Source organism: Bacteroidia bacterium (assembly GCA_040880525.1).
Taxonomy (GTDB): domain Bacteria; phylum Bacteroidota; class Bacteroidia; order CAILMK01; family JBBDIG01; genus JBBDIG01.
Map to the genome: position 1 here is coordinate 87,375 of JBBDIG010000021.1, position 14,794 is coordinate 102,168.

The 14,794-nt window shown below is 46.8% G+C and carries 13 protein-coding genes; 2 read left to right on the plus strand and 11 right to left on the minus strand.

Features of this window, described 5'->3' with window-relative positions:
- Nucleotides 1-2 precede the first annotated feature (2 nt).
- From WD077_06055 to mraZ, 11 genes are all read right to left on the minus strand, one after another.
- A complete protein-coding gene (locus WD077_06055) occupies nt 3-788 on the minus strand; it encodes a hypothetical protein (GenBank protein ID MEX0966781.1) in 786 nt (261 codons plus the stop codon).
- On the minus strand, nt 785-2,173 hold the full coding sequence (gene murC / locus WD077_06060) for a UDP-N-acetylmuramate--L-alanine ligase (GenBank protein MEX0966782.1): 1,389 nt from the start codon (nt 2,171-2,173) through the stop codon (nt 785-787). The genes WD077_06055 and murC overlap by 4 nt, the downstream gene beginning before the upstream one ends.
- Nucleotides 2,174-2,229: 56 nt before the next feature.
- The gene (murG, locus tag WD077_06065) at nt 2,230-3,327 is read right to left on the minus strand and encodes an undecaprenyldiphospho-muramoylpentapeptide beta-N-acetylglucosaminyltransferase (protein ID MEX0966783.1); all 1,098 of its coding nucleotides are present in this window, start codon (nt 3,325-3,327) and stop codon (nt 2,230-2,232) included.
- Nucleotides 3,324-4,481 (minus strand): FtsW/RodA/SpoVE family cell cycle protein, encoded by a 1,158-nt coding sequence (locus WD077_06070; GenBank protein ID MEX0966784.1) that lies wholly within the window; start codon nt 4,479-4,481, stop codon nt 3,324-3,326. The genes murG and WD077_06070 overlap by 4 nt, the downstream gene beginning before the upstream one ends.
- A gap of 62 nt (nt 4,482-4,543) precedes the next feature.
- Entirely contained in the window at nt 4,544-5,893 is a 1,350-nt protein-coding gene (gene murD / locus WD077_06075) for a UDP-N-acetylmuramoyl-L-alanine--D-glutamate ligase (GenBank protein ID MEX0966785.1), read from the minus strand.
- 2 nt (nt 5,894-5,895) lie between these two features.
- On the minus strand, nt 5,896-7,167 hold the full coding sequence (gene mraY / locus WD077_06080) for a phospho-N-acetylmuramoyl-pentapeptide-transferase (GenBank protein ID MEX0966786.1): 1,272 nt from the start codon (nt 7,165-7,167) through the stop codon (nt 5,896-5,898).
- Complete coding sequence (locus WD077_06085) at nt 7,167-8,630, minus strand: UDP-N-acetylmuramoyl-L-alanyl-D-glutamate--2,6-diaminopimelate ligase (GenBank protein ID MEX0966787.1); 1,464 nt, start codon at nt 8,628-8,630, stop codon at nt 7,167-7,169. Before WD077_06085 ends, mraY begins: the two co-directional genes overlap by 1 nt.
- Before the next feature lie 16 nt (nt 8,631-8,646).
- Entirely contained in the window at nt 8,647-10,749 is a 2,103-nt protein-coding gene (locus WD077_06090; protein MEX0966788.1) for a penicillin-binding protein, read from the minus strand.
- Nucleotides 10,749-11,108 (minus strand): FtsL-like putative cell division protein, encoded by a 360-nt coding sequence (locus WD077_06095; protein MEX0966789.1) that lies wholly within the window; start codon nt 11,106-11,108, stop codon nt 10,749-10,751. Before WD077_06095 ends, WD077_06090 begins: the two co-directional genes overlap by 1 nt.
- Nucleotides 11,109-11,181: 73 nt before the next feature.
- Nucleotides 11,182-12,102, minus strand: coding sequence for a 16S rRNA (cytosine(1402)-N(4))-methyltransferase RsmH (gene rsmH / locus WD077_06100; protein ID MEX0966790.1), 921 nt, complete (start codon nt 12,100-12,102; stop codon nt 11,182-11,184).
- Nucleotides 12,083-12,553, minus strand: a complete 471-nt coding sequence (gene mraZ, locus WD077_06105) for a division/cell wall cluster transcriptional repressor MraZ (protein ID MEX0966791.1) — start codon at nt 12,551-12,553, stop codon at nt 12,083-12,085. Before mraZ ends, rsmH begins: the two co-directional genes overlap by 20 nt.
- 168 nt (nt 12,554-12,721) lie before the next feature.
- On the opposite strand from mraZ, the gene WD077_06110 reads away from it, so the two are divergent.
- Complete coding sequence (locus tag WD077_06110; GenBank protein ID MEX0966792.1) at nt 12,722-13,210, plus strand: protease complex subunit PrcB family protein; 489 nt, start codon at nt 12,722-12,724, stop codon at nt 13,208-13,210.
- An 83-nt stretch (nt 13,211-13,293) separates the two neighbouring features.
- The gene (locus WD077_06115) at nt 13,294-14,238 is read left to right on the plus strand and encodes a hypothetical protein (protein MEX0966793.1); all 945 of its coding nucleotides are present in this window, start codon (nt 13,294-13,296) and stop codon (nt 14,236-14,238) included.
- Nucleotides 14,239-14,794 lie beyond the last annotated feature (556 nt).

Here is a 14,794-nt window from a genome sequence, read left to right on the forward strand (position 1 = left end):
CTTTATCTGTTTGCTATTATTTGATCCTTGTATTTCACGTTTATCATCCGGTAGGTGTCCCATCCTTCCTTTGGCAGCGCCTCCCTGTAAAAAATGCTGAGCCGCCCGAATTTTTCATCCAAATCATCGAAACTTCCGAAAAGCACCTCGTGCCTCCCCACCCTCGGAATGATCATTAATTCACGGTTGGCATCCACCTGCACATGGCCTGTGAGGGCATTGTAAAACGCGTGATCTTCCAGGTACAGCGCCAGCCGATATAGATCCTGAACCAGTTCCGTGCGTACCGAGTCATCCTTTCCCAGCCCCTCTTCTATGTGGCCCGTAGCAAGGAGTACTCTTGCGCTGTATTTGGGATTTAGCGGCATTTTCATTCCATTCCTGTCAATGTAATATCCCTGGCCGCTCTTGCTCCAGATACGAAGCAAAGGTTGACGTTGCTCCACACGGGCCCGAAGTTCACCGTGAAGCGTAGTATAAACCTGGGCATCCCGCACAAAGGCATTCTCCTTCAGCTTTTCCTCCAGCCGCTCCAGCTCTATTTGCGATAGCTTCCGGCTAACCGGGGAATCAAAATTCTGGTCAGTAATGATAGAATGTATCATGTCCTCAGACACAAACCGTAATTCCGGATTAGCGATCTCTACCTCTATTTTGTGGCAAGTGGATTCCTTGCCATGCCGCTCTGCAAAGGCAATAAAAACCACCATCAGCAAAAGCCCGCACACCGCCAGGATCAGGTTATTTTGCTTCTTCAGCATTTCTTTTATTTCATTCCATTTCTTCATGATGCCAGGTGTTTTTCGTTGAGTCGCTGACGGAGGAGGTTTGCGATAGGGCCTGCCAGCCGGTCAATGTCTCCGGCTCCCAGCGTGGCAAGCACTTCCACCTTATGTGTTTGCAGGAAACCCAGCAAATGCTCCTTCTTCACCAGATGCTTATCGGCCAGCGTCATTCGGTTCAGTATCATCTCAGCATCCACACCGGGTATCGGCTCCTCGCGTGCCGGATACACAGGCAGCAACACCACCTCATCCAGCAATGACAGGCTTTGCGCAAAGCTCTCTGCAAAGTCGCGGGTGCGGCTGTAGAGGTGCGGCTGGAAAATGCCGGTCACCTTTTTCTGCGGATATAGCTCCTGCAGGGCCAGGATGGTTTGTCGCAATTCCTCAGGATGGTGGGCATAATCATCCACATACACCATCTCAGGCGTACGTAAATGATACTCAAACCTGCGATGCACCCCGGTAAAACTCTCCAGTCCTTTCTTCACCTGCTGCGGACTTTCTACCAAATTAGCGGTAGCGGCAAAAGCGGCCAGTGCATTCAGTACATTGTGCCGGCCCGGTACCAGCATTTTTATAGTAAATGTTTGTTTTTGTTTTTCATTTAATTCAAAAACAAAATGGCCGTTTTCAATTCTTATGTTTTCTGCGGTAATATCCGAGTCATCTTCAATTCCAAAACTCACTAGTTTTTCCGCTATTTCAGGTTTTTTAATATTCAATCCCTGACGTACCGCCAACGTTCCTTTATTCCGAATCCGATTTGAAAATTCGATATATGCTGCGGTAAGTTGATCTGCATCTGCATATACGTCAAGATGATCGCTGTCCATACTGGTGATCACTGCCACATCAGGATTCAGTTGCAGGAATGAGCGGTCAAATTCATCAGCTTCAGCCACGGCTATGGCTTCCTTCCCATTTTCGTAGCTATAAAAATTGGATTGAATATTTGTCGCAATTCCGCCAAGAAAAGCCAGCATTGGCATTTTTGCTTCGCGAAGAATGTTGACAATCATAGCCGCTGTTGTGGTCTTTCCATGCGTTCCGGCTACGGCAATTGTGTATTTAAAGTTTACCACTTCAGCCAGTACCTGGCTTCTCTTTTTTATTTCAAAACCATTATTTTTAAAATAATTTAATTCTGAATGGGAAGCAGGAACGGCTGGCGTGTAAACCACTAGAACATTATTTTTTTCCCGAAATTCCTGTGGTATCTGTTCCACATTATCTTCAAAATGCACAGGGATATTTTGCGCTTTTAGCATCTCAGTTATTTCAGAAGGAGTGCGGTCATAACCGGCCACAATATGCCCTTTCAGCTTAAAATAGCTGGCCAGCGCACTCATCCCGATTCCGCCAATTCCTATGAAATAAATTCTTTTCATTTAAATTTTAATTCCGCTTTAGTAATCATTTATCCTTATTTTCTTTTTTTAAATTTTCAAATGCCTTTCGCGAGGCGCATTATTTCCTCAGCAATTCGCTTTGTTGCATCAGGCTTTCCGAGTTTGGCGATATTTTGTTTTAATTCTGATCTTTTGTTTTTATCATTTGCAAGGGCAATAATGGCGTCTGCTAATTTTTCTCTGGCCTCGGCATCCGTAATAAGAATTGCGGCATTTTTCATTTCCAGGCTTCGCGCATTTTTGGTCTGGTGGTCTTCGGCCACGTTGGGAGAAGGCACCAGGATGGTGGGCTTTCCAAGAAGCGAGAGTTCAGAGATACTAAGTGCGCCCGCCCTCGAAACCACAATGTCAGATTTTTGATATACCTCATCCATGTTATCAATAAATGGCATCATGGCTATGCTTCCATTGAGCATTCCTTTTGTGCGCTCCTGCATTTCCTTCCAGTAGTAATTGCCGGTTTGCCAGGTGAGCTTAAGTTTTGCGCTGCGCAACTTTTCAAGATTGCCGATGATGCTTTCGTTCAGCGTTCTTGAGCCCAGGCTTCCTCCCATCACCAATACATTTACTTCATCGTGAAAAGCGTCCGGCTTTCCTTTATTATCGGCAATGGATTGGCGCACCGGGTTTCCGGTCACCACAATTTTCCTCTGGTCAAAATACTTCTCCAGGCCCTCGAAACCAGCACAGATGGTGGCGGCTTTTTTCCCGAGCATTTTGTTGGTAATTCCGGGAAATGAATTCTGCTCCTGAATAAGCGTAGGGATCTTTTGCTGCTGAGCCGCGTAAAGCACCGGGCCACTGCTGTAACCTCCAACACCCACCACCACCAGCGGCCGGAAATCGCGGATCATCCTGCCGGCCTTTCGTACAGCTTTCAGGATCTTGAAAGGCAAAGCAAGATTTTTCAACATATTGCTGCGGTTGAAGCCCCTGATGTCCAGGCCCACAATTTCGAATCCCAACTCCGGTACGCGGGTCATTTCCATTTTTCCCAGGGCACCTGCAAAGAGCACCTCCGCCCCGAAGTGATCGCGCAAATATTGCCCGATCGCCAGTGCAGGAAAGAGATGCCCTCCGGTGCCTCCACCGCCAATGATGATCCTTAAATCTTTATGTGGCTTAATGCTCATGCAATGGCCATTTTTTCGTTCTGTTCCAGTTCTTCATTAATCTCTATGTCGCGGCTCACGCTGAGAATGATGCCCAGCGACAAACTGGTAAACCAGAGGGAGGTTCCTCCCATGCTCACCAGCGGAAGTGTAAGTCCCGTTACCGGGAAGAGATGGACATTCACCGCCATATTCACCATCGCCTGGATCACCAGACTGAAGGCCAGGCCAACCCCCAGCAAGGCCCCAAAAGCGCGCGGACTTTTAATGACTAAAGCAATGCTTCGGTACAACAAAAGCAGGTATAGCAAAATGAGGAAGAATCCACCAAGAAGGCCATATTCCTCAATAATGATCGCGAAAATGAAATCCGAAAACGGGTTGGGGAGGAAATTTCGCTGTGTGCTGTTGCCGGGTCCTTTTCCGAATATTCCTCCTGTGGCCATCGCGATCTTAGCCTGCTGATTCTGATAACTTCCCAGGTCGTCATTCCAGAAGCTTTCCACGCGCGACTGCCACGTTTCAATACGGCCGGTGCTGCCGGTTGCCGTGGCAATGCCGATGTATATGCACAATACGATTATGCCCGCAGCAGGTGCCAGCAGCAGATGCCGGACATCCATGCGCCCAATAAACATCAGGATGAGGCAGGTAAGAAAAAGCAGCATTGCCGTGGAAAGATCAGCCGGGGCAATACAGGCGCAGACGAGCAGCACCGCACCCATGATGGGCAGGTAGGCTTTGCTGAAGCTCTTGATCATATCCTGTTTCTTGCTGAGCATCCGCGCAATGAACATGATAAGCGCCAGCTTTCCGAGGTCAGAAGTCTGAAACGTGAGATTGATGCCGGGCAGGGTGAGCCATCTCTTGGCATCGTTTATTTCAGTTCCTAAAAAAAGCGTTAACAGGAGGAGCGGCACTGAAGCCCAGAGCAATACTTGTGAAATCCGCGAGTAGTATTTATAATTGACGCGGTGAGCGAGATATACCACGCCCAGGCCAAATGCGAGCAGCATCAGGTGCTTAAAGAGGTAGTACTCCGTATTGCCGGCATGGTAGCGATAAGCCAGCGTACCTGTGGAGCTATATACCGCCAGCAGTGAAAATAGTGATAGGATGAGAATGATCATCCAGATCAGCATATCACCTTTCGTACGTGAAGTCAGCCACTGCATTTTATTTAAAATTCAATTTTCAAATTGTCAAAATATTTAAATGCCCAAAAAATTTCCGCTCATCACAAATGCCTCACGGCCTCCTTGAATTGAGTTCCCCTGTCTTCGTAATTTCTGAAAAGATCGAAGCTGGCGCAGGCCGGAGAAAGGAGAACGGCATCACCCGATTTGGCCAACTCAAAAGCCTGGTGGACCGCTGTAGTCATATCCCGCGTTTCCACCATCAGCGGAATATCCTCACCAAATGCCTCCCGGATCCGGGAGTTGTCAATTCCGAGGCACACAATGGCTTTCACCTTTTCTCTTACCAGAGTAGCAAGCTGGCCGTAGTCATTTCCTTTGTCTATTCCTCCAACTATCCATACGACCGGCTGCTTCATGCTTTCCAGTGCATACCATACGGAGTTCACATTCGTACCCTTGCTGTCATTGATAAAATCAATACCCCGCACCTTCGCCACTTGCTCAAGGCGATGCTCCAGGCCGCAGAACGATTTCAGGCTTTCTCTGATCGTTTCGCTGCGAACACCGGCAAGCTTGGCAGCAATCCCCGCAGCCATTGTATTGTAGCGGTTGTGCATTCCCTGTAAAAGAACTTCTTCAAATGAAGTCATGAAATTTTCCCTCTTATTTATATTAAAATGAATGTGTTCGTTTTTAATAAAGGCTCCTTTCTGCAACGTTTCCTTATGGCTGAAAGGCAGGAGCGCTGCACTGGACTTGTGCTTTTCAACCTGTTTTCTTATGGCCTCATCATCATAGTTGCAGATGAAATAGTCATCCTTTGATTGGTTCAATCCAATTCTGAATTTTGACTCGACATACTTTTGGAACATATTATCGTAGCGCTCAAGGTGGTCAGGCGTAATGTTCAGGAGCACCGCGATGTGGTTTCGGTAGCTTACCAGTCCATCCAGTTGAAAACTGCTGAGCTCAAGCACATAGAATTCGCGATCGCGCTCAGCCACGAGGCGCGCCAGGCTTTTGCCTATATTTCCGCCAAGGGCTACATCCAATCCTTCCTGTTGCAGGATGTAGTGCGTAAGAGCGGTGGTGGTAGATTTTCCGTTGGTTCCGGTAATCCCGATCATGGTTCCGCTGCTGTGACGGTAGCCAAATTCAATCTCAGAAATGACCGGAGTTCCCTGCTTTTTTAGTTGCTGAATGATCTCCGCCTTGTCAGGAATTCCCGGACTTTTTATTATCTCGTCAGCCTTTAATATCCGGGCGGCAGTATGGCCATTTTCTTCAAATTCAATATCTGAATCCAAAAGCTCCTTTTTGAAATTGTCCTGAATGGCCCCGGAATCCGAGACCAGCACGCCATAGCCAAGTTTCCGGGCAAGAATGGCCGCGCCTGTTCCACTTTCTCCGGCTCCCAAAATCACGATATTTTTCTTCGCTTCCACCATTGCTACCTTATCTTTAATGTGATGATGGTGAGAAGCCCCAGAAATACGCCTACGATCCAGAAGCGGGTCACGATCTTGCTTTCATGAAATCCTAATTTCTGATAATGATGATGAAGAGGTGCCATTTTGAAGATTCGCCTGCCTTCACCATATTTTCTTTTGGTGTATTTGAAATACGCCACCTGCAGTATCACCGATACATTCTCAATAAGGAAAAGGCCGCAGAGCAGTGGGATGAGCAATTCCTTACGTACCAGCAAAGCCAAAACAGCGATAAGCCCGCCCAAGGCAAGACTTCCGGTATCGCCCATAAATACCTTCGCGGGAAAGGCATTGAACCATAAAAATCCCACGCAGGCCCCCACCAATGCTCCGGAAAATATTACAAGCTCACCCAGATTTGGGATGTACATTATATTAAGATAATCCGCAAAAATGGTATTGCCGGAAACGTAGGCAAAGAGTGCAAGTACTGCGAATACGATAGCCGACAGTCCGGAAGCGAGGCCATCCAGGCCATCCGCCATATTCACCCCATTGGAAACGGCCGTGATGATGAAGATGACGATGAGAATGTAGAGGATCCAGGTGTATTCGCGGTAGTCGCTCGAAATGGATTCCAGTATGATGGCGTAATCAAATTCATTTTCCTTAAAAAACGGAATCGTGGTTTTGGTGGAATGCAGATCAACATTGTACAATTGCCCAGTATCTTGTGCCGTAGTATTTTCCTGTACATTATATATATCGCCATATCCGGGATCAAGCTGCTCCAGTTTATGAGAGGACATGCTTTCGCGGATCACGATGTCCGGATGGAAATAGATCAGCGCTCCGACAATAATCCCAATGCTTACCTGGCCCATGATCTTGAACTTGCCTGCCAGGCCGCGTTTGTCTTTTTTGAATACTTTAATATAATCGTCAAGAAATCCTATCGCACCCAGCCATACTGTGGCAATAAGCATAATGAGAATGTAGATATTGCCAAGTTTAGCAAAGAACAGCACCGGGAATAGGATGGCTGAGAGTATGATGAGCCCGCCCATAGTCGGAGTTCCCTGCTTCTCAATCTGTCCTTCCAGTCCCAGGTTGCGAACTGATTCCTTTACTTGCTGCCGCTGCAACAGGGCAATAATCTGCTTTCCGAAGAGCATGGTGATGATGAGCGAAAGCATCACCGCCATTGCCGTCCTGAACGAAATGAACTGAAACAGTCCTGCACCGGGTATCCCGTACTCGGCATCGAGATATGTAAAAAGATAATACAACATCAGCTCATCAGTTCTTTCAGGTTTTCATACAGCTCCATTTTATCATCAAAATCCTTTTTCACTCCGTTTATTTCCTGGTATTTCTCGTGTCCCTTTCCGGCCACTAATACTATATCTCCACGGCTTGCAATATGGCAGGCCGTACGAATGGCTTCCCTGCGATTGGTAATGACAAGGATCTTGGCCCGGTCTTCCGGCAGGAGGCCGGTTTTCATATCGTCAATAATTGCTTCCGGATCTTCATTCCGCGGATTGTCTGACGTGAGGATCACTTTATCAGAATATTCTGCGGCCAGGCGCGCCATAACGGGTCGTTTGGCTTTGTCGCGGTTGCCGCCACAGCCTACCACGGTAAGCACATTCCCTTTCTCAATATTTATTTCACGGATGCTGCGCAGCACGTTTTCGAGCGCGTCAGGCGTATGGGCATAATCCACAATGCCGGTGATGCCGCTTTCGCTTCGCACAAAATCAAAGCGCCCTTCCACCTGTGCCAGTTTGCTCAGCCCGTGAAGGATCTCGGTTTCCGGCACTTCAAGTTCCGAGGCTACGGCAAATACCGCCAGCAGATTGCTCGCATTGAACCGTCCGGTAATCTGAGTATAAAGATCCTGCTGCCCTATCCGTAAGTGCATTCCGGTAATATCGTTCTCCAGCACCTTTGCCGAGTAATCAGCCATAGAGCGCAAGCCATAACTCCTGATCCGTGCGGAGGTATTTTGCACCATCACCTTTCCATTTTTATCATCCTCGTTAAAAAGTGCAAATGCCTGCTTCCCCAGCCGGTCAAAAAAAGTTTTTTTGGCTTTGATATAATCACTGAAAGTGAGATGGTAGTCCAGGTGGTCGTGGGTGATATTGGTGAATACTCCGCCTGAGAATATCAACCCAGAGACACGATGCTGAACCACTGCATGGCTGCTCACTTCCATGAAGCAGTAGTCGCAACCTTCATCCACCATTTGGCGCAAGAGTTTATTGAGTTCGACCGGATCAGGAGTAGTATGTGTGGCAGGGACAACCTGCTCTCTGATATGCACATTTACCGTTGACAGCAACCCGGAGGGATAGCCCAGCCAGGTAAAGAGCTGGTATAGCAAGGTACATACGGTGGTTTTTCCATTCGTGCCCGTTACGCCCACCAGTTCGAGTTGCCGGGATGGATGCTCATAAAATTCAGCAGCCGCCATGGCCAGAGCTTCCCGCGAATCTGTCACCTGGATAATAGTGGAACTATTTCCGGCTTCCTCCGGCCATTCCTCACATACCACTGCCACGGCACCGCTTTCCGTTGCCTTTGAAATAAACCGGTGGCCATCAGCCAATACACCCTTTACCGCAAAAAATAAGGAGCCGGACTTCACTTCCCTGGAATCAAAAGTGAGATGCAGCACCTCTTGCTGCAAGTCCCCTTCAGAACGCACAATGAGATTACCGGGCAATATGTCTTTGAGCAGAGGCAATTTTTTTCTATGCTTTTTAATTAAGTGTTAAATCAATTTTTCTTCTTGAAATAATGGGAGTGCCGGGAATCACAGACTGGCTGACCACTTTTCCTGAGCCACTGAATCCTACATCAAGACCGTGGTTTTCCAGCAGGAACACCGCATCTGTGAGGGCAAGTCCTCTGACGTCAGGCACTTCATTCTCCTTTTGAAGCTGCCGCCTCCATTCCACTTTCTCCTGCTTCACCTCCGGCTTTACCCAACCATCCACTACGGTACGATCGCGATAAGGAACCTGCAGGTTTTCATATATCAGTTTGATATCCGGCTCATAGCCGTGGCGCATCATCGTTTGGACGCTTGGCTGCGCAATGGCTTCAGGATTGTTTTCCGTTTGGATCTCAATGTTATTGGAATATATCTTATCCGCGATTTCACGGAATACAGGACCTGCCACCCAGGCACCGTAGTAAACATCCTTGGGATCGCTGATCACCACGATGCAGGAATATTTCGGTTTATCAGCAGGGAAAAATCCGGCAAAGGAAGCCTGATACTTTAAGGTTCTCCGGTAGCTGCCTTCATTCAGAACCTGCGCAGTACCTGTTTTTCCGGCAATCTTATATTGGGACGTACGGATATTTACGGCAGTGCCACTATCCACCACCTCCGTCATCATGGACAGTAATTGCTGCAGCGTTTGATCGGAGCAGATTTTTTCCTTGAGCGCTACAGGGTCGAATTTTTCCACGGTATTCCCCACCTGGGTCACTTCACTCACGAAGTAGGGTTTCATCATCCGGCCTTTGTTGGCTACGGCATTATATAGCGTCAGCATTTGCACAGGCGTCATTCTCACTTCATAGCCGATAGACATCCAGGGCAGCGTGGTTCCGCTCCAGCTCTTGTCACTGGGAGATTTGATGACCGGCTTCCCTTCCCCAGCGATCTGCAATTCAACAGGATCATTCAGTCCCACTTCATTGAGAAAGTCTATAAACTTGGCGGGGTTGCTTCCGTAGTTTTTGTTTATGGCTCTTGAAATTCCCACGTTAGAAGACTTTGAGAAAACCTCCTGGAGCGTCATTACCCCGGAGCCGCCTTCTTCAGAGGCATCACGCATGGTTCTGTCATAAAATTTCACCTCGCCATTAAAGGTGTGGATGGTATCAGTAGGCTTCATATATCCATGCTCCAGCAGTGCCATGGCCGAAGCCAGTTTGAATGTCGAACCCGGCTCAGTGCTTTCTCCGATAGCATAGTTATACCGTTCCCCGTATTTTCCGTCTTTATCCACCGCCAGGTTCGCAATGGCCTTGATGGCGCCTGTTTCCACCTCCATTACTATGGCGCATCCGTGGTGGGCATCGTATCGCAGGAGTTGCTTCAGCAAGGCACTCTCCGTTACATCCTGAATATTAATATCAATAGTAGTGGTAATGTCCTGACCATTTTCCGGATCCATTTCATTTTCATCATTGATAGGAATCCAAATTCCGCCAGAGACTTTCTGCATCAACCGCTTTCCGGCAGTTCCGGAGAGGTAATGATCATAAGCACCTTCCAATCCTACCGGACGTACATCCTTTACTTTGAATCCCAGGGTCCGTGCTGCCAGCACCTGAAAAGGCTTTTTCCTTTGGCTGTTTTGTTCCACGATAACACCGCCTCTGTAACGCCCCAGCCTGAACATTGGGAATTTGATTACCTTCTTCAACTCGATGTGATTGAGGTCGCGCTTCAGCAAGAAATAGCGGGCGCCTTTATTACGCTCATTTACGAGCAAATTCCTGTATTCACGGGCACTCCGGTCCTTAAAATAATTTGCGAGACACCAGGAAAGCGAATCTATGTTGTTATAAAAAACCTCGTCCGTCAGGGCATCGGCATTCAGGTCCAGCCGTAAATCATAGATGGGCAGCGAGGTGGCCATAAGGCTTCCGTCAGCCGCATAAATATTTCCCCGGATGGGATCAATATTCACGAAAGCCGTAGTAAGCGATTGGGCCTGCTGCTTCCAATATTTCCCCTGCACCTGTTGTACCTTCACGATCTGCACAAGAATAGCCACAGACAGAAGCACCATCAGGAAAAAGGCGACATAGACCCTCAGCAGTATGTTCCTTTTAACGTTCATTATTCTTCAGTGTAAATCTTTTTAGGGGGTTCATCAAGTTCGTTAATGCCCTGGCTCTCCACCATTTTGGCCACTTCAGATTGCTTGCTCCGAAACATCAGGTCTGCCTTAATGGTGAGGTAGTCTGCCCGCAGTTCCTTCAATTCTTTATTCATTTTATTGATACTGATCAGGGTGCCTTCTGCGTAATGCGTATTGGCTATGTACAGGATGGCCCAGAAAGTAAGATACAGAATGAATGGAATCAGCCTGGGCATCTGATACTTGTCCACCTTAAAGGCAGGATCAAACACAAGCCTCAATGAACTTTTCTTTTCCTTTACGTCAGGTGGCTCCTTCTTTCTTGCTGTGTTTCCCATGGTTTTCTTCAATTCAAATTCAACTTTTCATATTATTTCAAATCCTTCTTAGTCGGGCGTTGATCCGCAGGTTTCATTTTAATTTTTCTGCTACCCGGAGTTTTGCACTTCTTGCCCTCGGATTGAGCACCACTTCCTCCACGGATGGAATAAGAGGCTTTGAATGCAACTGGCGCAAGGGTTTACGTACGTTTCCAAAAATGTCCTTATCCTCGTTTCCCCTGAATTTTCCCGTGCGAAAGAAGTTTTTCACCAGGCGATCTTCCAGTGAATGATAGGTAAGCACCACGAGTCTGCCACCCGGAGCCAATACTGCAGCAGCCTGCTCCAGGAAGCTCTTGAGGTTTTCCAGTTCCTGATTTACCTCAATGCGCAGCGCCTGGAATACCTGCGCCAGGTATTTCTTTTCAGGAACAGAGGCCGGGCAAACTGCCCCTGCAATATCCACCAGTTCACCGGTAGTGCCGATCTCCGCGATTTGCCTTCTGCGCACTACCTCCTCTGCAAGTGTGCGGGCGTTGGGTACTTCGCCCAACATGCCGAAGACCTGCTGGAGGTCTTTCTCTTTATAGGTATTAAGCAGTGTGGCTGCTGTCAATTCCAAATCGGCATCCATGCGCATATCCAGCGCTGCATCATACCGGAAAGAAAATCCGCGATCTGCCGTATCCACTTGGTGGGAGGAAATACCGAGGTCAGCCAATATTCCCTGCACAGGTATGGTACCCAGATACCGGAGGTAATTCTTCATGTAAGCATAGTCATGGTGTACCAGTATCAGCCGTTCCATCCGCGGAGCGTTGAGCAGTGCATCCTCATCTTTATCAAAAGCGATGAGTTTTCCCTTTTCTCCAAGCCGTACCAGGATTTCAGCGGCATGGCCCCCTCCGCCAAAGGTGGCGTCTACATACGTGCCCTCCGGTTGGATGGCGAGTGCATCAATACACTCCTTCGCCATCACGGGTATGTGGTATTCAGCCATTGATTGCATCATCAGATCTTTTATTGCCCATTACTTCTTCAGCGAGATCAGCAAAGTCTTCAGGCTCGCTGCTCAACATATTGTCGTATATTTGCTTGCCCCATACCTCAATTTTGCCGGTATGCGCAAAAAGGATCATATCCTTGTCTATACCAGCATATTGCAGGAGCGGCTTAGGTAGCAACAGCCGTCCGTTACTATCAAGTTGCAGCTCAGTAGCACCTCTGAAAAAGTATCGGATGAACTCGCGATTCTTCTTATTATATGGATTGAGTTTATTGATTTCCGATGTGATACGTTCCCATTCGGTACGCGGGTACAGTACCAGGTTTTGCTCAAACCCACGATTAATGACAAATTTCTCATCCGCTTCCGGAGGCAATTGCTTTTTAAGGCCTGCCGGGAGCAGAATCCGCCCCTTGATGTCGGCCTTGCAAGCAAATTCTCCCAGGAAATAGGTCATAAATCAGTTTCAGTTTGACCGGTAAAATTATATGAAAATCCCACTAATTCCCACTATTTGTTATGATTAAACGAAAAAAGTTTTACACAGGTATCAAAACTCTTTATATTCGCGAAAGAAAACAGGTGGGAAAAAGTGGAGATATTGATTTCTATATTAAATAGATGAATGATGAAAAATGTTCTTCTTTTTTTGATGGTGACGCTTACGCTATGCAACTGCCAACGAAAATCGGCTCCTCAGGAAGCCGATCTATCGCCACCTCGCCCCTTTACATTATCTTCCACACAGGGAGGGCTTGACAGCGAATTTTTTGTCATCATCAATAATGAGCACGACTGGGAGCATTTGTGGCGGGAAATGCTGATTTCAGGAACCGGCTCTAATCCACCTCCCCTTAACTTTCAGGATAGCATTGTGGCGGTTGCTTTCCAGGGAATGAAGGGAACGGGAGGTTATAGCGTCTCTATAGTTGAGGTGGTAGAAAAGAGCAACATGGTAATCGTTTATGCAGAGTATGTTTCGCCTGGCGAGAATTGTATGGTAACGCAGGCTACCTCTATGCCTTTCGCCATGATCCAACTTCCAAAACCTGAAGGAGACACGCCTGTACTCATGGAAAAAATTGAGAAGGTGGACAATTGTGGGGAAGAGTGATGATCCCTATTCCTTCCGGTGGTTCCAGAAACGTGACATTCAAGTTCATCTCTACCCATTAAAACTTTTTACGCATTGCCTCCATGAAGATCAGCGGATTTACTTTCGGAAAAAACACGGTGAAGCTTTACTATCCCATTCGTGAAGCGATTGAATCAATCCTTCCTATTGTGGACGAATTTGTAATAGCATTGGGAAAAGGCGATGAAGACGATACCACGCTTTCGGAAATAGAGCGCATCAACTCGGATAAGATCAGGATCATCCATACGGAATGGGATACGAAGGCATACCCTGACGGAACGGAAAATGCCCATCAGACTGACATCGCTATGAAAGCCTGCACGGGCGACTGGCTCTTTTATCTGCAGGCAGACGAGGTAGTGCATGAGAAATACCTGGACACAATCCGGAACCGATGCCGTGAACTACTGGATAATCATGAGATAGAGGGTTTGATCTTTCGTTACAAGCATTTTTTTGGCGATTATTGGCATTTCAACGACAAACACGGCTGGTACCCTTACGAGATCCGGATAGTGCGTAACCTGCCGGATATTCATTCCTATCAGTCTGCACAGTCATTCAGGCGAATCCCTGATTTTGATGGCAAGAGCTACCGCAAAAAGGAAGGAAGCCATAAACTGCAAGTGGCGAAAGTGGATGCAGAAATATATCACTATGGCTGGGTGCGGCCGCCAGCCCTGATGCAGAAAAAGACCATTGCGCTCGAAACCATCCATAAAGGTGCTGATGCTACAATCAAACGCTACACGGAAGGGCCGGCCTATTTCGACTATGGACCTCTTCGCTCTCTGCTCACATTCAAAGACTCACATCCGAAGGTGATGCAAGAAATGATCAGCCGGTTCAACTGGAAAGAACAATTGAATTACAAGGACTTCTATGTGCCTGACCGTAGGTTATTCAAGCATGAAAAGCCAAAATATAAACTTCTCAACATCCTGGAGAGAACTATCGGAAGGCAACTTTTTACGCATAAAAACTGGATTGAGAAGAAGATTTGACTGGTCTTCATCTGCGCGATTTTTATAGGAGGAGGCGGCAGCAGATGAAAGATAGTGATATGCCGTTATCGTCAAGCAATAAAACTATTTTTTTCGAGAGTAAGATACTCACACGTTTATACCTGTAGCAGGCTACCAAAATAATATCACCTGACAAACCTAAATATATCTAATACAACATTTTAAATCCTTTTATAGTAAAGAAAGTTACTTTATATGCTTACTGAATCCTACCAAATCAAAATATATTTTATCGTTTTTGCTGGTTAGATAAATATATTTATTGTACCATTGCAGACCAATTCGATAGCTTTATTTACTAAGGATGCAGATTAAGCAGTTTATAAAGTATCGCAAGAAATGAAAATTGAAAAAAAAATGTCCAGATTAATTTTCATACCTTCACATAAAATACATTTTTATTACATGAGAATTTTAGCCTGCCCGGAAGTAACACAAACGGATTCCTAAAAAATGTGATTTCAAAAAATTTTCAGGAAAACAAACTGGAAATATATCTAAACATATCTTTGTTTCATCAGGAAGCCATAATGCC

What these genes read in the sequence shown, in the direction of transcription:
- WD077_06055 (MEX0966781.1), bottom strand. Translation starts at nt 788, where the DNA reads ATGAAGAAATGGAATGAAATAAAAGAAATGCTGAAGAAGCAAAATAAC.
- murC (MEX0966782.1), bottom strand. Translation starts at nt 2,173, where the DNA reads ATGAAAAGAATTTATTTCATAGGAATTGGCGGAATCGGGATGAGTGCG.
- murG (MEX0966783.1), bottom strand. Translation starts at nt 3,327, where the DNA reads ATGAGCATTAAGCCACATAAAGATTTAAGGATCATCATTGGCGGTGGA.
- WD077_06070 (MEX0966784.1), bottom strand. Translation starts at nt 4,481, where the DNA reads ATGCAGTGGCTGACTTCACGTACGAAAGGTGATATGCTGATCTGGATG.
- murD (MEX0966785.1), bottom strand. Translation starts at nt 5,893, where the DNA reads ATGGTGGAAGCGAAGAAAAATATCGTGATTTTGGGAGCCGGAGAAAGT.
- mraY (MEX0966786.1), bottom strand. Translation starts at nt 7,167, where the DNA reads ATGTTGTATTATCTTTTTACATATCTCGATGCCGAGTACGGGATACCC.
- WD077_06090 (MEX0966788.1), bottom strand. Translation starts at nt 10,749, where the DNA reads ATGAACGTTAAAAGGAACATACTGCTGAGGGTCTATGTCGCCTTTTTC.
- WD077_06095 (MEX0966789.1), bottom strand. Translation starts at nt 11,108, where the DNA reads ATGGGAAACACAGCAAGAAAGAAGGAGCCACCTGACGTAAAGGAAAAG.
- rsmH (MEX0966790.1), bottom strand. Translation starts at nt 12,102, where the DNA reads ATGATGCAATCAATGGCTGAATACCACATACCCGTGATGGCGAAGGAG.
- mraZ (MEX0966791.1), bottom strand. Translation starts at nt 12,553, where the DNA reads ATGACCTATTTCCTGGGAGAATTTGCTTGCAAGGCCGACATCAAGGGG.
- WD077_06110 (MEX0966792.1), top strand. Translation starts at nt 12,722, where the DNA reads ATGATGAAAAATGTTCTTCTTTTTTTGATGGTGACGCTTACGCTATGC.
- WD077_06115 (MEX0966793.1), top strand. Translation starts at nt 13,294, where the DNA reads ATGAAGATCAGCGGATTTACTTTCGGAAAAAACACGGTGAAGCTTTAC.